The organism is Bacillus sp. 204(2023), assembly GCF_037027505.1.
GTDB lineage: Bacteria > Bacillota > Bacilli > Bacillales > Bacillaceae > Bacillus > Bacillus subtilis.
This window is the reverse complement of record NZ_JAXCHE010000003.1, coordinates 22,286-41,973: the sequence shown is the minus strand read 5'-3', so window position 1 is coordinate 41,973 and position 19,688 is coordinate 22,286. Positions and strand designations below refer to the sequence as shown.

General features: G+C 37.7%; 16 protein-coding genes and 1 pseudogene. 2 read left to right on the top strand and 15 right to left on the bottom strand.

Going from position 1 to position 19,688, the window contains the following annotated elements:
* Positions 1-93 precede the first annotated feature (93 nt).
* Positions 94-951 carry a hypothetical protein gene (locus WA279_RS07545; RefSeq protein ID WP_123374006.1) on the top strand — a complete coding sequence of 286 codons (858 nt, stop codon included), beginning with the start codon at positions 94-96 and terminating at the stop codon, positions 949-951.
* Positions 952-1,158: 207 nt separating this feature from the next.
* On the opposite strand, the gene WA279_RS07540 is transcribed toward WA279_RS07545, so the two are convergent.
* From WA279_RS07540 to WA279_RS07525, 4 genes are all read right to left on the bottom strand, one after another.
* Positions 1,159-1,647 carry a hypothetical protein gene (locus WA279_RS07540; protein ID WP_335388813.1) on the bottom strand — a complete coding sequence of 163 codons (489 nt, stop codon included), beginning with the start codon at positions 1,645-1,647 and terminating at the stop codon, positions 1,159-1,161.
* A gap of 26 nt (positions 1,648-1,673) precedes the next feature.
* Complete coding sequence (locus WA279_RS07535) at positions 1,674-3,830, bottom strand: DUF1430 domain-containing protein (protein WP_251187337.1); 2,157 nt, start codon at positions 3,828-3,830, stop codon at positions 1,674-1,676.
* A 14-nt stretch (positions 3,831-3,844) separates the two neighbouring features.
* On the bottom strand, positions 3,845-4,468 hold the full coding sequence (locus WA279_RS07530; RefSeq protein ID WP_251187338.1) for an ABC transporter ATP-binding protein: 624 nt from the start codon (positions 4,466-4,468) through the stop codon (positions 3,845-3,847).
* 71 nt (positions 4,469-4,539) lie between these two features.
* Positions 4,540-4,830 carry a lactococcin 972 family bacteriocin gene (locus WA279_RS07525; protein ID WP_072176036.1) on the bottom strand — a complete coding sequence of 97 codons (291 nt, stop codon included), beginning with the start codon at positions 4,828-4,830 and terminating at the stop codon, positions 4,540-4,542.
* A 414-nt stretch (positions 4,831-5,244) separates the two neighbouring features.
* Here WA279_RS07525 and WA279_RS07520 point away from each other — a divergent pair.
* Positions 5,245-5,811, top strand: a pseudogene (locus WA279_RS07520) (serine hydrolase domain-containing protein); the annotation flags it as partial.
* A 122-nt stretch (positions 5,812-5,933) separates the two neighbouring features.
* On the opposite strand, the gene WA279_RS07515 reads toward WA279_RS07520, so the two are convergent.
* From WA279_RS07515 to glmM, 11 genes are all read right to left on the bottom strand, one after another.
* Complete coding sequence (locus WA279_RS07515) at positions 5,934-6,296, bottom strand: hypothetical protein (RefSeq protein WP_336154877.1); 363 nt, start codon at positions 6,294-6,296, stop codon at positions 5,934-5,936.
* A gap of 208 nt (positions 6,297-6,504) precedes the next feature.
* Positions 6,505-7,677 (bottom strand): MFS transporter, encoded by a 1,173-nt coding sequence (locus WA279_RS07510; protein ID WP_336154876.1) that lies wholly within the window; start codon positions 7,675-7,677, stop codon positions 6,505-6,507.
* A gap of 126 nt (positions 7,678-7,803) precedes the next feature.
* Complete coding sequence (locus WA279_RS07505; protein WP_003234907.1) at positions 7,804-8,106, bottom strand: ArsR/SmtB family transcription factor; 303 nt, start codon at positions 8,104-8,106, stop codon at positions 7,804-7,806.
* 470 nt (positions 8,107-8,576) lie between these two features.
* Positions 8,577-8,951: a DUF2294 domain-containing protein gene (locus tag WA279_RS07500; protein WP_070548413.1), complete on the bottom strand. Its 375-nt coding sequence runs from the start codon at positions 8,949-8,951 to the stop codon at positions 8,577-8,579.
* A 57-nt stretch (positions 8,952-9,008) separates the two neighbouring features.
* Positions 9,009-9,299 carry a DUF6407 family protein gene (locus WA279_RS07495; protein ID WP_014475635.1) on the bottom strand — a complete coding sequence of 97 codons (291 nt, stop codon included), beginning with the start codon at positions 9,297-9,299 and terminating at the stop codon, positions 9,009-9,011.
* 62 nt (positions 9,300-9,361) lie between these two features.
* Positions 9,362-9,889, bottom strand: coding sequence for a carbonic anhydrase (locus WA279_RS07490; protein ID WP_336154874.1), 528 nt, complete (start codon positions 9,887-9,889; stop codon positions 9,362-9,364).
* Positions 9,890-9,965: 76 nt separating this feature from the next.
* The gene (locus WA279_RS07485; protein WP_336154872.1) at positions 9,966-12,581 is read right to left on the bottom strand and encodes a DUF2309 domain-containing protein; all 2,616 of its coding nucleotides are present in this window, start codon (positions 12,579-12,581) and stop codon (positions 9,966-9,968) included.
* Between the two features lie 14 nt (positions 12,582-12,595).
* Positions 12,596-14,113, bottom strand: a complete 1,518-nt coding sequence (locus WA279_RS07480) for an NADH dehydrogenase subunit 5 (protein WP_336154870.1) — start codon at positions 14,111-14,113, stop codon at positions 12,596-12,598.
* Between the two features lie 1,065 nt (positions 14,114-15,178).
* A complete protein-coding gene (locus tag WA279_RS07475) occupies positions 15,179-15,802 on the bottom strand; it encodes an undecaprenyl-diphosphatase (RefSeq protein ID WP_133953794.1) in 624 nt (207 codons plus the stop codon).
* 289 nt (positions 15,803-16,091) lie between these two features.
* Positions 16,092-17,894 (bottom strand): glutamine--fructose-6-phosphate transaminase (isomerizing), encoded by a 1,803-nt coding sequence (gene glmS / locus WA279_RS07470; RefSeq protein ID WP_015252962.1) that lies wholly within the window; start codon positions 17,892-17,894, stop codon positions 16,092-16,094.
* Positions 17,895-18,327: 433 nt separating this feature from the next.
* Positions 18,328-19,674 (bottom strand): phosphoglucosamine mutase, encoded by a 1,347-nt coding sequence (gene glmM, locus WA279_RS07465; protein WP_014478651.1) that lies wholly within the window; start codon positions 19,672-19,674, stop codon positions 18,328-18,330.
* Between the last annotated feature and the right edge of the window lie 14 nt (positions 19,675-19,688).

The window sequence follows — 19,688 nt, the reverse complement described above, 5'->3', positions numbered from 1 at the left end:
TCGGCAAAGATAATGTATATATTAACCTCAAAAAACATTTATTTACACCTAAATCGTTATTATGTATGATGGAAATAAAAGGAGGTTGTTTGCATGGTGAAAAAATGGCTTATTCCATTCGCTGTTATGCTGTCTGTCTTATTCACCTTTACGTATTCGGCATCAGCTGTCGGAGTCACTGCTATCACAGGAAACAATTCATTTGATACCGCAATGCCGATCGGTTATTGGAAATATAAAAATATCGATACAACAATACTGGAAGCTGGTCAAGATGAAGCCTATTTCACTTTTACGGCTAATAAGGGAGAAAAAGTATACGTGAGGAGTACATACCAGAGCGCGTATACAGGGATGAAAATTGAAATTTATGATAAGAATAGAATACCTGTTTCTCAAGGGACAGAAGTCATTAACCCTAATACGTTTTCTTCTTTTATTTATGCAAATGCAGACGCCCAAAACACGACAGATACCTTTTATGTGAAGGTGTCACGAGGCACCTATACCGGAAACATGTATTTTACACTTTCAATTGAAGACCGAATCAAATCAGGCAGCGGAACATTCCAATTCAGCGGCGTTGCTGAAAATAAAGGAAATACAAGCCTTAGCCCCTCAGGTTCTGATTCCAGCGTGATCAAGGTTGATTTAACAAACCAATCCGGGATACCGCGTGATGCCATTGTAACCAGAGTTCAGACAACCGCCACTCAAACACCAAGCCAGGGAAATACACGCCACCTGATCATGACGAGCGAAAACAACGAATGGCGCCGTGCTCTTGTAAACAGCTCGACTTCAGGGTCTTATGATATCTCTTTGTCAGATCAGCTCAGTGTGGCAAAGGTATGGAGTTTTAAATATAATACATTAGCGACAGCCAGATCGACGATGAGCAACGTAAAAGCAAAAATAGATTATGAATACGACGTGACAAAGCAGTTTTAACTTATACCGAGCCGGTTATCCGGCTCTTTTTTATTCTCCGTCTAGAAGGTAAACTATAGTCAGTACAACTTTCATAGTGCTCCTTTCACGTGATACGAAAAGGATACGATATGAAAATAAATTTCTATTAAACCTAGTAAATATTTAATTCTAAGCAAAAAGACCGCCTCTTATTTACAGCGGTCAATACTGCTAATTGTATATTTACTAACTATTGGAACTTTCTTCTAATTCTTTCTTAGTCTCTAACACTCGATCTTCAACTTCTTTCAAAGCTGCATCATATTTATTTGTACCAACTATTTTTCTAATTTTTTTCTTATTAGTATTTGATAGTGAGAAGTCTTCCACTTCAATTACCTTATCATTATTAATTACGTTCCCTTTATCATCAAAGGAAATACTTACGTTATAATCATCAGAGTCATTTTTGAAACCAGGATTAAGCTTTTCAGGCACAAATGATGAGCCTGTTCCATTCTTCTGTTTTATATAGATGACATAGTATTTATTATCTTGATCAGATACCATATTATCTGAATATGAACTATCTTGTTTTTGTGTTTTTCCAACTTGATTTTTGTTAATATTAATTTCATCATCCGGTTTATTCGTTGAGATAGAATAGGCAGCTATAATTAGACATAATAATGCAAACGCTAAACAAATCGTAAGAAATTTTATTTTTCTTTTCAAAAATGTTTACCCCCAATTTGTATTAATCACTCTTTAATTAAGACTTGTTTAGTAACATTATATTCTCTCATAATCAATAATATACTTGTCAATAATATGTCTAAAATCGCCAACCATAAGGAAATTTCACCCAATAACGCAATATTTCCAGATACATAAAAGCTAACCATAAAAGTCAGACTCCAGAAAACCAACACCGAGAGATAGACCAAACAATGCTTCTCAAAAAAGCTATAACCAAATATCCATTGTATTGATAATAGCTTTTTGTTCATTTCTAAGTAATAAACTGCCGAAAAAATTAATAATACTACAGCTAACAAAAGAAATACCCCACAATATATAGCCGTTAACTGTAATGCTTCTTTATCATTGGCTATCTTTAATTCGACATTTGAATAAGCAATAGATACAGGGCTCCATATGTTGTTTAATTCATATTCCTCTAATGTTCTTTTTATTATTTTGAAAGGATCTTTACCTTCACTAATTTTGGTATAAAAACCATACCCCATAGAAATATTATTAGCTAGTATCAAAGGGTCAAATTTATTATTAACTATTACGGCAATCGGATCTACAATCTTATAGTTACTGTTTTGAGCTGAATTTGTAGAAAACGTAAAATAAGATTGGTTATTCTGGACATAGATAATATTTATTTTTACAGGAGCAGCGCGTTTTATATCGTATATACCTTTATAATCTTCTGCTAATGATCTTTCAATATCTTCTTTATACATTTTAAATTTTATTGGTACTAACACATTTATTACATCTTTATTAGAGGAAGGTATCCCCACATCTTTTCCATGTATATCTTTTATCATATTAACCGATAAATAATTCTTATTTATTTCTACTTTTCTTCCCTCTTCTCCCCATGGATTTATGTCTTGAGATGTAATTTGTGAATCATTCGAGTAAAAGTCCGAAGGATATATAAAAAACGCACCTTGGGATTCTAGTTTTTTATAGAAAAGTTGAATTTTTTTTCGCTCTTCTTTATCTTTTTGAAAATTAAGAGTTTCTTGTTTTTGCTCTGGTGAAGCTATCATCCCTAAATAAGAATATTGTTTTAACAAAGACCATTTTTCTTGATTCGAAACCGTACTTTTTAACACCTGAAATTTGCTAATCCCCTGCTCTAAACCTAATAATAGAAAAACTGCCAGTACAAAGCGCACAATAATATTTAAATAAAAAAACATTCTTACTGGTTTTTTATTTTTAATCATTTGTGGGATATTAATACTTCCAGTACTAAACCATATTATTAAAAAAATGATTGTAAGTATTATTGATAACAGAGCAATGTTTTTCGATAAAAAATATACGAACTCAATGAATTGTTGATAGTGATTATACCAATATAAATATAATATTAAACCTAAACTTCCAACAAGCAAGGAACTTATAATGATAGGAATATATTTTCTGAATAGATATATTCCTATATGAAATAAATTACATCCTAACATATACCTAACAGCGATTTCTTTATAGTTATTACTTACATCATATAATATTGTAAGCATTATCAATAAGCATAAAATCAATGAGCTTATATACATCATTTGTTGATAAGGATATGGTGTACTCACACTTTGTGAATCTTCATTTTTTGATAACTTAATTGAAAAACCATGCTGTAATGCGATTTTCTTAAAATTTTCAGCATGTTTTTCACCTATTACAGTATAGGTACCTTTAATATCTTTTGTTTTTTCCGCAGCAATCATTGGCCTAATTTCAATAGGTTCAAAACTATGAAATATCTCTAATGTTCCTATCTGATGCTTATTCTTTGTTTGAACAGTAGATAGAAAATCATTAGAACTACTATTGCTTCGCAAAAATTTCCCATATCTTAGTTTTAGATCTTTAAAATATTCTGATGCATTATAGAGAACAACATAATACACTACTTTATCTTTATTATTATCATTTTCATATGATATGCGTTGTAAATTAACTTTGGATTCAAATGCTATTTGTTCCAAAATTTTGAAATTATCTTTTTTACCAATTTTAGAATTTCCTTCATCTATAACAACATTCCATGACTCATGAACATTATCATGATTAAAAGATTGAAACTGTAAATATTCAAATTGCTTTATCGATAGGAAACTTACAACTATAAAGGTAGTAATAACGAGAAGGAATAATAATTTTTTCACAATCTATTCCCCCTTTATAATTGTAGAGTTCTTGAAAAAATTTTTATTAGTTCTTTATCGTGAGTTACCATAATGATTGTTTTCTCTTGTTTATGTAGTTTTTGAAAAAGAGATATTATAATATCTCGGTTTTCAGTATCCAATGATCCCGTAGGTTCATCAGCTAAAATCAAAGTAGGATTTTTAAGCAGCAGTCTTGCAATGGCAACGCGTTGTTGTTCCCCACCACTTAAAGTATGAACTTTTTCTTTACCATAGTTATCTAAACCAACTTCTTTTAATGCAGAAGACATAGCAGTTCTTTTTTGTTGTCTATTCATCTTCTTATGTTTAAGTGCGATTTCTAGATTCTCATTCACAGATGCATTATCAATTAATGCATAGTTTTGAAATATAAATCCTAAGTGATGTCTAAGTAAATATCTTTTATTTCTTTTTCTATTTATATCCCTATCTAATATTTTTATAGAACCACTATCTGCTTTTTCTAACGTGCCAATTATATTTAGCAGTGTAGTTTTTCCCTTTCCACTATTTCCAATAATTCCAATAAACTCCCCAGGTTCAATAACCAAATTTAAGTTTTCAAAAATTTTTCTTTCATTGAATGATTTGTTCATATTTTTTATTTCAATCATATTTTCTCCTTATTTATCTTAATACAAAAGGGACTTATATTTTATAATATAAATCCCTTTTGACAAATTTTCTATTTGTAAACGTGTTTGTGGTAGGAAACTTTATAAGGACCGGTATAATCGAGTCTTAATTTGGACCAATATCTAGGTTGTGCAATACGACCTGGATAATTTATACCTTTTTTTGTTATTGACGAATTGTGACGATAAAGCCAATGGTAGTAATCATTGTAATCCTGCATTTTCTTTTTGTCATAACCATAGTTCCACTTTTCCCCGCTTCCAGCAGATACTGTGACAGGAATTATCGTGCTTATCGCTACTATTGTTAATAGTAGAAATGCAGCAATCTTTTTCTTCATTTCCGTTCCTCCTTTAGAAACTAATAACTTATATAGGTAATATTATCATTTTATATGCCTTTTTTCAACATTTTTTTCAAATATTTAACTTATTTTTCTCTAAAATTATTTAATTATTATGATATTTAAAATTTAGGTTAGGAACTTTTTTGAATTGTTTTCACTTGATACTCGTCAAATAGTTAAATTGTTAAGCGCCTATAAATGAATATTATAAGCAATCAAAACTTTTTTCAAAAAATGATATATTCCTTTCATTAGCCTATATATATTAGTTCTTTTGATTTTAATGTTTTTATAGATCCATTTATTAAATTTGGTTTCTTGGAGCTGGAGTTATTCGGAAAACACTGCTTCTTTCCCAGAATGTCTCGAATACTACTAATAAACAAAATCAAGACGCCACCTTCTCAAATGACAGCTCCCTATTCATTTGGAGACTGACAAGAACCGCTCGACAAGATGTGCACGCAGCACCTATACGCTCAATATGCTGGGTCAAGGGGAGAACAATCGGCACTTTTAAATACTCCACCGCGGGTGCAGACCTGCTGTCAGCCATCAATCCCCCGCAGCACAGGCAAAAGCGCTCGCAAATTTGCCAACAAGTACTTATTTAAACCGATCGGCATGAAAGAAATCCTGCATTATGAAATGAAATCATTCGGCTTTGACGATCTATTCGGTAAACATGTGAGGGGTTGGGTGAACGACCCTGAAATTATGGTACTTGGAAGAATCAACAGATCATTCCTGAGTCATTGGATGGACCAATTAACAAAGATGAACGCCAATAACTATGGTTATCTATGGTGGCTTCGTGATGAGGACAGTGTTTTTTCATACTCAGCACTAGGCGATGGCGGGAATGTGATTTGCTGTGTTCCGGAGAAAAACCTGGTTGTAGCCATTGCATCGGAGTTCATCATGCATGCTCGTGACAGGTGGCAATTGATTAAGGAGTATTTAGTTTCTCAATGAAATTATGAAAATTGACAACCGAGAATCCTTATTGACAGCCTGCTCTAAGGAGCACGATATTGAGAAGGCTGCCATTCTTTCTTATGTCAATTAAACTTTCACAAAACAGAATTCAGCGATATTTATCCATGTAGTAACATACAGTCACCACAAAGCTTTTTCTCTTCTTCCTGCTCGATAAACAGATAATTTTCAGAACGGGCCAAAACAGTAAAAAGCACCAAAAGCAACTTCCATCCCCGGATCGGACTTCCGCATCTAAACTTCAACACTTCTCCTTCCGCTAAAGTAAACCTCAAAGTTGGGCTTGTACACCAAGCAATCTTCACTTGAATAACATGCTCACCAGGCGGTAAATCAATTCGCAGCCTCCCTCCATCTTTGATATTTCCCATCTCAGCCCCATCAATTAGCACTGAATACTCTCTCATTTTGTTGATGTACTGCGATGTCCTGCTCATTTCAATGTACGTCTTTTGATTCACGATGACACATCCTCAAAGTAATGATCTTACAGGCGAGAAGCGCTAGAACCCTTCCGCCATACCGTTATTTCCCTTCCTAGTATATTATAACTTGCTGTGCTTCTGCTCTCCGTCGGCAAAAATCCCTTTCAGCTACAGTGTGCCTTCTACTTGAGCTTTTTAAAAAAACACCCGCTTGTATAACGAGCGGATGTTAGATCTTTCGAAATTATTGATTGATATCTTTTAGCGCTTGTTTCGGTTGCGAATTGAAAATCAGCAATGATGCAATAATGGCAATCATAACCCCTAACGCACCAACCCAGGTAATCGAGGCCAATGATACGTTTTCCACAAAAACCCCTCCTATTCCTGCGCCGACCGCCATGGCGAATTGCATCATTGACTGATTCATGCTAAGTAAAACACCTGACATTTCCGGTTCTATTGTAGCCAGGTGAAATTGCTGTGTCGGACCGGTGGACCATGCGGCAAACGACCATAATATGAGAATCACCAACACTCCGATATAGGAATGAGTAACAAGTGACAGAAGAATCAGTGTGACGATATGCAACGTCATCCCGCCAACGAGTGTAAAGGGCACTCCCCATTTATCGGTGCTATATCCCCCAAACTTCGATCCAACCAAACTGGCAATTCCAAATATAAGCAAAACGCCGCTGAGCAGCTTGCCGTTTATACCTGAGATGTTCAAGAGATACGGTGACAAATAAGTGTAAGCAACAGAATATCCCCCGAGCCAGAAGAAAGTGATTGATAATCCCATAGCCACTTTCCGTTTCTTAAAAAGAGCAAGCTGTTGAAGCAAAGGCACAGGTTTATCCCCTTCAGTATGCGGAAGAGTAAAGAAAATAACGGCCATCGCGATCAATCCCAACAAAGCAATGGCACCAAATACAGACTTCCAGCCTAATGCTACTGCTATCATTCTTCCAAGCGGAACACCTATGATTAAAGAAGCGGTAAATCCCATCACGACCGTAGCGATGGCACTGCCCTGCTTCCCTTCCGATGCAATCTTAGCGGCAATCGTTAATGCGGTGACAACAACCACACCTGCTCCCATCGCCATAATGATCCGCGCTGCAATAAACCATCCATAACCAGGCAATACAAAAGCCAGGACATTACCGAACACAAACAAACCTAGGGCATACATCATCAATTTGCGTCTATCCATACTTGCTGTCAACGCCATAAGTATGGGTGTAGAAAGAGCATATACAAGTGAGAAAATGGTAATAAGCTGGCCCGCGGCAGCTAAAGTGATCCCGAGAGTATGAGCAATTTGATCCAAAATTCCGGAAATGATGTACTCTGAGGTTCCAACTAAAAAGCTGACAATGGCTAAAATATAAATTTTCCAAGTGTTAGACATAAAACATTCACTCCTTAATTATTAATAAACATATCACGAATTATCGATATGTTATTATAAAAAATAAACACATCGTAATATGTCGATATGTATGGTGTAAAAATAAACATCTTTTGATGTTTATTTTTATATCTCTGTTTTAAGAAAGTCAGCAAGTTTCCCAATGGCTTCTTCATCTCTTTTGTAATACGTGTACTTTCCGATTCGCTCCGCCTTAATTAGGCCGGCTCTTAAAAGGATGGTAAGATATTGGGAAGCCGTCGATTGCGTCATTTTCAATTTGTCTGTTATTTGACTGACACATACCCCGATTGTGTTCATATCAATCCCTTCATGGGGTGCAAAATGACGATCGGGCTCCTTCAGCCATTGTAAAATTTGCAGCCTTGATTCATTTGATAAGGCTTTGAATACTTCAATTGGTTCCATATCGATTATTATATCGTTATATTCCGATATGTCAATCCGTTTTTTGGATATATTTAATTAAAGCTAATTCCGTGAAATGAAACTGAAGACAGCATATCAATTTTGTTCACCGCTTAAATTTATCATCAAGCTTTACGAAATTGGTCTCATAATCGTGTCACTAAACACTTGGGGGAACCCGGCAGGTGACAAGGATGTTTTCAAATATTGTTCAAGTGACTAATCACCAGCATCAAATTCATGTATTTAAAATAGATGTAAAAAAACATCCGCTCATAACAACAACGGATGTTAGATCTTTCGACAGGAATAACAAGACAGTATACTATGAATTGACATCTCTTTATGTCCGCTTAGGATATGAATAAAAGTTATCAATGATGCCATAATTGTAAAACAAAAGAATCGGCAGTTCATTATGTTCAATTCACAACAAATTCCATACCGTCAAAACATTTATTTTCTTTAGATTATAAGAGCTTTTCCAAATTTTTCTCTAGATCATTACATAATTTAAACACCATCACTCGTTCACCTGTCCGGGAGCTTAAATCAGTATGAAAACTTTTCACTTTTTCTCCGGTTATTTTTAAGATAATATCCTTAAGGCCTTCTATACCTGATTCGACTAACTCCGAACGAGTTTGTTTGATAGATAACATTCCCTCTTTTGATCCACAAACTACATATTCGGCTGGTGTTAAAATCCCTTTTAAATTGACGATGATCATGTCCCGCAGTATATCAGTCTTAACAGATACAGACCCCCGCCCAAGATAATCCTTCTCCCATTGAGTAATGGACTTACTGATCTCTGATTCAATAGAACCCTTCGACTTTTTCATATCTAATACATCTCCCGAGCAAAAAAATTGGCATATTCTATTTGTGATTTCGTCTCATTAATATTCTCTTACAACATATCCTTCATATACACCTTCAATATCCAAATCAGTTTTACCGTTTCTTGTGACCACTATCATTTTGGATAACATATTTTCTTCCATCATAGAGTGGACATGCAAAAATCGAACGTTTCCTGAATGGGTTTCCTCAACTTCTTCATAAGATTTTAGATGATAAAAATCAATTGCTTTTCTAATTAGTTTTTTCATACATTCCATATTTTCACGATCAAACGAGTTCATTTCCTCTATTGTTTTCGTGACAAAATCAGTTAAATTAGCGCTCATACAATCTCCTTAGAACTGCTTTCTCCATATATGGGTGCGTTAGAAGTTGAACCTGCATTTCATCATGACAAGCAATGATCAGGTAAGGCTTGACCTGTTTTAATAGCTGGATCCTCCACAATTGAGGGTTCTCCATCCTTATGATGAACGAATAAACCTCTAACTTTAACATATGACGGCACTAGGGGGTGATGTCGAATCATATCAACACTTTTTTCAATGGTGTCACTGCTATTTTCATTTAGCCATTCATCGACCGTACCACCAAAAAATTCAGGCTTGCAATTTTGAAAGAGATAATCCAATGTTTGTATTTTATCTTTCATTGTTTCAAGTTGAGTTAGTCCATTACCTGCGGAAGTCTTCTTATCTTTTGTTCCTACTACAAAAATCTCCTCAACATCTTCCTGGTAAATCGCAAAAATAACAGACCTCATGATTTCTCCATAAGGATGTGAAATACTGGCACCATAGCTTTGTATAGTCAACATATTCTCTGCAGAAGTGTTAGTCGCTTCTTGTAAAATAGGCTCCAAACCGTTTTCAATATCCGTCAAAAATATTACTTTTTTATTTTGGTTTACATTCATACAGCACACCTCTTCCTTATGTTTATTATTTTTATTATGAATAACAAATCCATTTGATAAATGTTTAGATTCATCATTACCAGCTTTCCCAACATCCTTCTGGATCAATATTAGCCAGTCGGACCCATCCATTTTGAACTTTTTGCAGAAATGCTGAGTCATGATTTAATAACCGTTCTACATATTCTCTAGGTGCTTGGATGAGTATCAATAAACGAAGAGGAGAATGATAGGCCTCGTGATCTGATTCCATGACCGATTGCCAAGGCAGTCCGGCTAACAAGTCGCTTGCATTCCCCTGCATAACGCCGAGACCTGCAGTAACGGTTTGAGTTGCTTTATTTCCGCTGCCATAATAATGAGGTGCTACCGTTGATGCGTAATATTGTAAATTAATCCATTGGGCTACAGTTCCAGGTCCTGCAATAATATTTGCTAGGAGTTCACCGCTTTCATCCTGCTTCCAATCATAATTATGGAGAAAGGCTCTGCCTTCCAAATCACAATCCTGAGTTAGTTCACGTTTACCGATAATAAAAGCGGCATTACGAGCCAGTCCCCATTCCGGACGTATCTCACTCCAATCTTCCGCAAATCGGTCTGCCTCAGCCTTCGGATTTTTTAGCTTCGATTGGAAATTCGGTAATTGGGCTAGACGTTCTGCGTTTACATGATGTCTCACTTTCGGCATAACGGCTTCAATTTGTTCAAATGCTTCTTGTGCAGCTTCGGAAAGCTCTGGTACATAAAGCCAATGTAATTCATCTACTGTTGTATTATGTTCAGCTGCTGCAAAAACCGTATCCTCAGGAATTTTAATTCCTTCAGCTAAAAGAGCTTCTCGTACCTCTGATAGATTACATAAAGCAGCTAAAACTCTTGCATTGAATCCACCGGCCGCTCCACCGCAGGCACCACAATCAAGGGCTGCAGAATAAGGATTATTAGTACTTTGACTGCCATGCCCGCAAATTACGACCAATGGTGCGATGTTCTCTGTTAACCCCATCATTTTTAATGCTTGGCGAGCATAGTTCACTTTTTCTTCATCAGTAAAACCCACAGGTATTTCTGCCTCTGTAGCATCATGATGAAGCGAGAGTTTTGTATCAGGTTTGCGTAACCAAGCCTCACGGAGATTACGAATGAAACGACCCGCCTTTCTTGGCACAAAGCTACGGGCTGCCATTTGCAGAGTAAGCCAAGGTCCACTTAGCTCAGGCAGTAGTAAGCTCGAAAGCGCATTCTGCTTCATCGTTTTAAAGGTATGGCTTAAAGAATGAATTGCTTGCTTCCGTTGATTGTATTTTTTGAATACATCCTCATCTGCGAACTCTTTTATTTTATTTTGCGGTTTTTGTATGATCGGCAAGGAAGCATGACTGTGTTTACTGCCAAGTTCACAAGTTGCAATCGGCACCCCGAAGAAACCAGCAATACCAATCGTTTCAAACGGACCTTCTTTTTCTAGTTGACGACGAAAAGGTTCTGATCGTACATCGATGCAGAATGCTAATTGAGCTAATGCAGATTTTTTACCGCCGGTTTCACGTTGTTTCGAGATGATCTTCTGGCTTAATCGATCAGTGTATGTTTGTTCCCAAGCTTCTAACCAAAGTTTCTTGCGAAGTTTCTCATCAAAGCTGTAGGCAAATGATAAATATTCGTTTTGTTCAATGGCCGTCATCTGTGACCATTCTTCTAATGTAAGCGCACCCCAATGAATCCAAGCTGCTATAAGGGGAGCAATTGAAATTGTTTTCTTAGATCGTTCATTAGTCAAAGGTAAATATGGCTTTATAAGAGCCCACTCCATGGATATTCGAACCGCTAAATATTCTGTTAGGAGTGCATGTTCGTGGCTCGATTGTTGGGAGCGCCAAAGCATCATCCCTGCCCATCCAGGTAATGAAAGTAAATGACCTTCAAGATAAGTCTGGATTTCTGACTCTGGGATTTCTAGTGCGAATAAAGCTTTCTGTAAAGCCAAATGTGCCTCTTTCGGCCAACCCTTTACCCTTTCTCGCTGCTTTTTGCTAAGTGCTGGATCATATTGAATAAGATGCTGCCAAGCACGATAGAAACCTTCCTCACGATTAGGCATTGTCCAGCCTGCTTGAGAGTCATCAAGATATAATTTACTCCACTTAATGACATGATGATCTAGTATATTGACTAGCCTTTCACCATCTTGATTCTCTATATACGCACTTAGTGGTTGCATAAACACATTCTCGATATGATCCAATCCACTACATTCACCTACTAATTTCTCCAGCTCATGTGATGATAAAAGGTCGGAAGGCAGGGGATCTAACTTTAATGCAGCATGACAAAATCGCTCTGCCACGTCTCGTGGGATGTGATAAGAATGTGAATCAAGCCAACGCTGCAGCCCCATTTCCACAAAATCTTCATCAATCTCACCTTTATTCTTTGCTGAACGGATCATAGACGCACTAGGGTATATATCAACATCGCGAGTGTTTTTCAACCAACTTGCAACCTGATCAAATGGTTGGTTTTCAAGTCCCATCCACGGATTACGTGCAGCAAATGTAGAAATAGGCAAAAGTGGCGCAATCACTCGGCTGGCAGATGTAATGAAAACGTTAAGATCCCTTTCTTGAACATCAATATCTGTATCTATCTTTTTTACATTATCTTTCGTTAATACGGATGTAATGCCCATCTCAGATTAGCTCCTTATGAAATATATTGTTTAAGGTAGTCTGGGTGACTCTCTACTGACTTTGGTTTTGCTTCACCTAATCGAACTAACCAAAGATAGAGCACCGCGAAAAAAACGGAAGAACGATGACGAGTAACCCACGTACCTAAAGCACTGCCAAATAGTAAGAGACATACGACAATCATGACAGCTGACATTGGAGGTTGAACACTTTGAAAAATGGTTGTATGCAGCCACTTATAGAAAAGGTTATGAATGATAAAATATACGAGGGCTGCTCCTCCTAAAACAGTTAAGCCGGCAATTCGGCCAATTCGGCCCTCTCCAAAAGCGACAAGCTGAGTCCAAGAAACGGACAATGACCACCCTAAGATCAGCGCACTAATGAATTGATACCCGTCTCCAGAAGCAGTGAGCCAAAAAGCAACACCTATCACTAAGGCTAACGCACGACCAGCCACGAGCCATAAATAGGATGATCTCTCCTTAACACGAACCGACACTTCATGACGCCCTACTGCTGAACCAGCTTGTAGAAACAACGTAGCTTTGAATAAACCATGTAAAATAAGATGAATAATGGCTGCTATATAGGCGCCTAATGCACACTGAATGAGCATAAACCCCATTTGTCCAATCGTGGAGCCTACTAATTGGCGTTTATAATCAACCTGGACTAAACTAATACCAGTTCCAATCAATACAGAAATGCCAGCAAGCAGAAGTAAGATAATCGAAGCGATACCACCATGAAATAGAGGTGAAAATCGAGTTAGTATTATTCCTCCCGCATTTACTAAACCTGCATGCATAATTGCAGAAACAGGGGTTGGAGCAACAATAGACTCAACCAACCATCTTTGGAATGGCCATTGACCTGCAGGAATGATCACCGCTAGTACAATCAATAGCTGAATCCCTGTTCTCTCCCATTCTCCCAGCCCAGCTAAACTTTCATTTGTTACAACCAATGATAGCTGCCATTGACCTGTGGCATGAAAAAGCCACATCATCGCAAAAAACAAAGAAAACCAACTTAACAAAAATAACCGGCCAGAAATTTTGGCTGCTTCACTAGCCACTTGCCAAGCACTGTTTAACCTAATAAGTAAGGTTAATCCAACAAGAGTCGCTCCCCAAAATAGAACCATCAAGCGGAGATCACCACTTAACCATGTCATTGAAGCAGCTCCTGTTGTGAAAGTAAAAAGCGTAAAATATTTTCGATAAGATCGATCCCCCATTAAGTAACGTACAGAAAAACGCTGAATGATGAATCCAATTGCAAGAACAAAGAAAGTCATTAAACAAGCTAAGGAATCTAAGTGCCAAGGGCCAACATTTCCACTCACACCACTATTGGCAAGAATCAGTAAGGAAACCAAAAGTGGTAAAGCCAAGATCCCAATATGAATGCGAACAAAACTCAAGGGTACTCGCGGATGTAAAAACAATAGTCCACTAATCCCAGAAGCCATAAGCATAATAAAAAATAATGTTAATAATGATGACAAACTCAGCGAAACTAACATTCTAAATTCTCCCTTTTTTAAAACTCATTATTGGTCAAAAGACCTTTCAATCAGATCATATTTGTCTATTATTTATTTCAATTTTTATATATCTCTATTTTTTCCCAACAAAAAAGCCGACAACTTCAAAATTTCAATGATTATGTTAGATCATTGAATCCTGAAAATTGTCGGCTTCACTTCAACTAACTTCAGCGAAGTTTTTTGAAGAGCTACCTTATTATTTATCATTTTACTTTATACAATATTTTAAGTTCATTCTAAAGGAATGAAATCACCGCTACACTTTAATATAGTGCTTGATTATAAATAAATCGACTTATGTTTCTCTTTCATTTAAATTAGGATACTTTTTCATCCTGTCAAGATTAGTTGAAAGAATGCTAAAGTCCTATTCACAAACGAAAATAAACATCTGGTTGCGATTTTTAAGTTAAGTATAAGATATGCTAAATTTTAAACATTGTCAAGATGTCGGAATACGGAGAATGAAGTATCAAATCCTTCTTTCCCTTTAAATATACATCCTAAATCTTTATCCGAGGCTTATGATATCTATCACTTTAATTTTTTGTAGAAATACAAAATGAATTTTATAATCATTTTTCTATTTTCTTGTTTAGTAAATAACTGAGTTCAATTAGGAACTATAAATAAATACTGGTTCCTACTTTATTTTCAACAGCCTTAACAACCAAGAAATTGAACTAGCTGTGTGGATATTGTTATAGCTAGAATTCCCCAATTTCTCCGTAGATGTCACTTTCCTTAAAAATACCTTCTTTAATATTTTCATATTCTTATGGCAATCCTAAATATCTGTAAAATTAAACATAGCCATCTTTAAAACAAAAAACCCCTTTGGCTAAAACTGTAGCTTTAAAATAAAGGTTGATCAAAAATAACACATGAACCTTCAGTTTACGGCAAATTTAAAGAATCCATAGAAAAAAAGATAGATCAAAATGGATTCTACAGCTTTGAATACAGATGGAATCTTTATAAAAGAGTTTATCATTTTAGGTTACGATTTTTTGAACATTAGCACCCAATTGTTGAATAAATCTAAAGGTTTTTTGACTTGTTTTCCTTTCTTTTGAAGCGATAAAGAAGTATGTTTTCACATTTTTCATAAATTTTCATGGTAGTTTGAGTAATATTTAGTTTAGGGAATGTTAAATATATAAAAGTTGAAACTGCTAGGCTTATTAATACTCCTGCTAAAACATCAAAAGGATAATGAACCCCAACCCATATACGGGAGACTCCCACAAGAACAGCTAACAATACCCATAAAATTGACCAGCCTCTCTTAAAGAGCCAGAATGAAATACAATATGAGAAGAATAAAATTGTATGGTCACTTGGAAAAGAATTGTCTTTTTCTTTATGTATCAGTTTATTAACCTCTCCCAATTCAACAAAAGGTTGATAATTCGAGTGAAATATCCCTGAAACTTTCCCTATCGTAAAGGCACAAATGAAAGCGATAGATGCACAAAGAATCATAATTCTATTATCCGTATCTCTTGTAAACCAAATGAAAAGAATACTTAGTGCAAGTAAAAAAACCATATATTCAGCAATAAAACTAAATACAGGATTCAAAAAGGGATGTTCTTTTCCTAAGTCATTAACTAGTCTAAACAGTGATATATTAACTTCTGAAATATCCAAACCCAACACCATCCAATCTCTTTTTAGAACATAATAAAAGAAAATTAGATGACCTGCCATCGAACCAAATTACATTATTTGAGATTAAAGTTACATTTTTGTAAGATTGGTGTCACATCATTTATGTAAAAAGGGGGCCAAAAATCAATTGGAATCCCCTTATAATTTTTAGTTACCTGCCTCTTTAGTTAAAATAGAAAAATACCCTTAGACATAAATTATCTAAGGGGAAAAACAACATTTTTATAAACGTCGTAACTTTATTTTAAAGCCGCAAAAATAACCAAAGGGGTTAACATTTTTACTCCACAGTAACACTCTTCGCAAGGTTACGCGGTTTATCAACATCACAGCCGCGATGCAGTGCAGCATAGTAAGCGATCAGCTGCAATGGAACAACAGATACCAACGGAGCAAGCGCTGGGTTTACTTCCGGCAGTACGAATCTGTCATCCGCATCGTCTAGGCCTTTCAGTGAGATGATGCATGTGTTTGCTCCGCGAGCGGCAACTTCTTTGACGTTTCCGCGGATGCTTAGGTTTACGTGCTCTTGAGTTGCCAGTGCGAATACTGGTGTTCCTTGTTCGATCAAGGCAATCGTTCCGTGCTTAAGCTCACCGCCGGCAAAACCTTCTGCCTGGATGTAAGAAATCTCTTTCAGCTTCAGTGCGCCTTCGACACATACGAAGTAGTCAAGGCCGCGTCCGATGAAGAAAGCGTTTCTGGATACAGTCAGGTATTCACGGGCGATCATTTCCATTTCGTCTTTCTGGTCGCATAGAGCTTCCATTGCGTTTGCAGCGATACCGAGTTCTTTGACGAGGTCAAATCCGATATCGATGCCGTTTTTGTCAGCAGCCACAGAAGCAAGAACCGCAAGAACTGCGATTTGTGCAGTGTATGCTTTGGTTGACGCAACAGCGATCTCAGGGCCTGCATGAAGCAGCAATGTATAGTCAGCTTCACGAGAAAGCGTTGATCCAGGTACGTTTGTGATTGTCAGGGCTTTGTGTCCGAGCGCTTTGACTTGAACGAGAACCGCGCGGCTGTCTGCTGTTTCTCCGCTTTGAGAAAGGAAAATGAAGAGCGGTTTCTTAGACAGAAGCGGCATGTTGTAGGAGAATTCACTCGCTACATGCACTTCAACCGGCACGTTTGCCCACATTTCAATATATTGTTTACCGACAAGTCCTGCATGGTAGCTTGTTCCGCAGCCAATGATATAGATGCGGTCCGCTTCCGCTACAGCGGCAGCGATATCGCCAGGCACAGACAGCTTGCCGTTTTCATCTTGATACGTTTGGATGATTTTGCGCATAACAACAGGCTGCTCATCCGTTTCTTTCAACATGTAGTGAGGGTACGTGCCTTTTTCGATATCACTGGCATCAAGCTCAGCAATATAAGACGCACGTGTAATCACGTCACCATCAAGGTTTTTGATGACAACTTGGTCATCAGTGACGATAACCATTTCTTTATCCATCAGCTCAACATATTCGTTGGTTACTTGAAGCATCGCCATTGCATCAGATGCTACGACGTTGAATGTATCTCCAAGACCTACTAATAGAGGGCTTTTGTTTTTCGCTACAAAAATCGTTTCTCTGTTGTCGTTATCGAATAAAGCAATTGCATAAGAGCCTTTTAACAGTGTAAGTGTTTTGCGGAACGCTTCTTCTGTCTCAAGTCCTCCATTGACGAATTGCTCGATTACTTGAACGACCACTTCTGTATCGGTGTCACTTTTGAGCTCTACATCTTGCAAATACTCTTGCTTCAGCTGAACATAGTTCTCGATCACGCCGTTGTGAACAAGTGTAAAGCGGCCCAGTGCGCTTTGATGCGGGTGAGCGTTCAGATAGCTTGGTTCGCCGTGTGTCGCCCAGCGAGTATGCCCAATTCCGGCTTTCGCTTCTACATTGGCATCCACAACTTCACGAAGATCTGCAATGCGTCCTTTTTCTTTGAACACATGGATTCCCTGTTCGTTGGCAACAGCAATACCAGCAGAGTCATAACCACGATACTCAAGCTTTTCTAACCCTTTTAATAAAATTTCCTTCGCATCAAGCTGACCGATATAACCTACGATTCCACACATATTTTTCTTCCTCCTAAGATTGTAAAAGGAGACGAAGAAAGTCAAATTTCAAGGGGACTTTCAATCGTCCCCTCCTACATGTTTTTTGGAAGATCATGTGATTTCTCTTTGTTCAAGGAGTCACCCCCTTGGTTTGAAGAAATCCTTACGGCTGTGATCTGCACACTCAGCCGGGAGGCATCCGCCGAAAATTCGATAACCTCCATCCTCGTCAACTAAGCCTTTTTCCGGGCGCTTAGTTCGGGCGCTATAATTATAGGTAAAGCAATAATCCCGTCTTCTTTTCCTATTGAGAAAATAAGAACAAGACAAGCTTGATTTTACAACATGTGGCATAAACGGTCAATTGTTTTTTAAACAACTTTGCCGTATATCTCACAATCATCTTATGTAATCCTCGCTTGTCTTGTTCACTCTCTGATAATAGACTTCGTTACTCTAATCCCATTTCTGACCGGACGACTTCAACAATGCGATTGACATACTCATCGCACAGCTCTTTCGTCTTCGCTTCAGCCATGACACGGACGAGCGGTTCAGTTCCAGAAGGGCGCACCAAAATCCGGCCGTCGCCGTTCATTTCTTTTTCAACTTCAGAAATAACTGCTTTTACTTTTTCATTTTCTTCAACTTTATATTTATCAGTCACTCTCACATTGACTAACAGCTGCGGGAACTTCTGCATTTCAGCTGCAAGCTCTGACAGCGGCTTGCCTGTTGCTTTCAAAGTGTTCATCAGCATAATAGCAGACAATAATCCGTCCCCTGTCGTGTTGTAATCAAGGAAAATAAGATGTCCTGACTGCTCTCCGCCGACGTTGTAGCCGTCTTTTTTCATTGCTTCTACTACGTAGCGGTCGCCGACAGCTGTCTGCACGCTTTTGATGCCTTCTTTTTCGAGCGCCTTATAGAAGCCGAGGTTGCTCATCACGGTTGAAACCAAAGTATCATCCTTTAAACGGCCCTCTGATTTCAGGTGTTTTGAGCATATGTACATGATTTGGTCGCCGTCTACAATATTTCCTTTTTCATCTACAGCAATCAGGCGGTCGCCGTCACCGTCGAACGCAAGACCGAGATCCGCGTTTTTCTCTTTGACAAACGCGCTGAGCGCTTCGGGATGAGTCGAACCGACGCCGTCATTAATGTTTAATCCGTTCGGGGAAGTCCCCATTGTCGAAACATCTGCATCTAAATCAGCAAACAGGTGTGTCGCCAAGGATGACGTTGCGCCATGGGCACAGTCCAATGCCACATGAATGCCTGTGAAATCTTCATCAGCTGTCTGTTTTAAGAATTGCAGATATTTTTGACCGCCTTCAAAATAATCGTTTACAAGTCCAAGGTCTGCTCCGACAGGTCTTGGCAGCTTATCCTCAGGTTCGTCCATCAGGCGCTCAATTTCAGCCTCCTGTTCATCAGAAAGCTTAAATCCATCTCCCCCAAAGAATTTGATGCCGTTATCCTGCACTGGGTTATGAGAAGCGGAAATCATGACGCCCGCCTCTGCATCCATCGCTTTTGTCAAATAAGATACACCTGGTGTAGAAATGACACCCAGGCGCATGACTTCTGCGCCAATGGATAAAAGTCCGGCGACAAGGGCTCCCTCCAGCATATGGCCGGAGATGCGTGTATCGCGGCCTATCAGCACTTTTGGACGTTGTTTGTCTTTTGTCAGCACATAACCGCCGAAACGTCCGACTTTAAAGGCCAGCTCAGGTGTAAGCTCACTATTGGCGACACCTCTTACACCGTCTGTTCCAAAATACTTGCCCATTTTATAATCGCTCC

Bases quoted from the DNA above. Each gene is read 5' to 3' on its own strand.
- WA279_RS07545 (WP_123374006.1), top strand. From the start codon at position 94: ATGGTGAAAAAATGGCTTATTCCATTCGCTGTTATGCTGTCTGTCTTA.
- WA279_RS07530 (WP_251187338.1), bottom strand. From the start codon at position 4,468: ATGATTGAAATAAAAAATATGAACAAATCATTCAATGAAAGAAAAATT.
- WA279_RS07525 (WP_072176036.1), bottom strand. From the start codon at position 4,830: ATGAAGAAAAAGATTGCTGCATTTCTACTATTAACAATAGTAGCGATA.
- WA279_RS07510 (WP_336154876.1), bottom strand. From the start codon at position 7,677: ATGTCTAACACTTGGAAAATTTATATTTTAGCCATTGTCAGCTTTTTA.
- WA279_RS07505 (WP_003234907.1), bottom strand. From the start codon at position 8,106: ATGGAACCAATTGAAGTATTCAAAGCCTTATCAAATGAATCAAGGCTG.
- WA279_RS07500 (WP_070548413.1), bottom strand. From the start codon at position 8,951: ATGAAAAAGTCGAAGGGTTCTATTGAATCAGAGATCAGTAAGTCCATT.
- WA279_RS07495 (WP_014475635.1), bottom strand. From the start codon at position 9,299: ATGAGCGCTAATTTAACTGATTTTGTCACGAAAACAATAGAGGAAATG.
- WA279_RS07490 (WP_336154874.1), bottom strand. From the start codon at position 9,889: ATGAATGTAAACCAAAATAAAAAAGTAATATTTTTGACGGATATTGAA.
- WA279_RS07485 (WP_336154872.1), bottom strand. From the start codon at position 12,581: ATGGGCATTACATCCGTATTAACGAAAGATAATGTAAAAAAGATAGAT.
- WA279_RS07480 (WP_336154870.1), bottom strand. From the start codon at position 14,113: ATGTTAGTTTCGCTGAGTTTGTCATCATTATTAACATTATTTTTTATT.
- WA279_RS07475 (WP_133953794.1), bottom strand. From the start codon at position 15,802: ATGGTGTTGGGTTTGGATATTTCAGAAGTTAATATATCACTGTTTAGA.
- glmS (WP_015252962.1), bottom strand. From the start codon at position 17,894: ATGTGTGGAATCGTAGGTTATATCGGTCAGCTTGATGCGAAGGAAATT.
- glmM (WP_014478651.1), bottom strand. From the start codon at position 19,674: ATGGGCAAGTATTTTGGAACAGACGGTGTAAGAGGTGTCGCCAATAGT.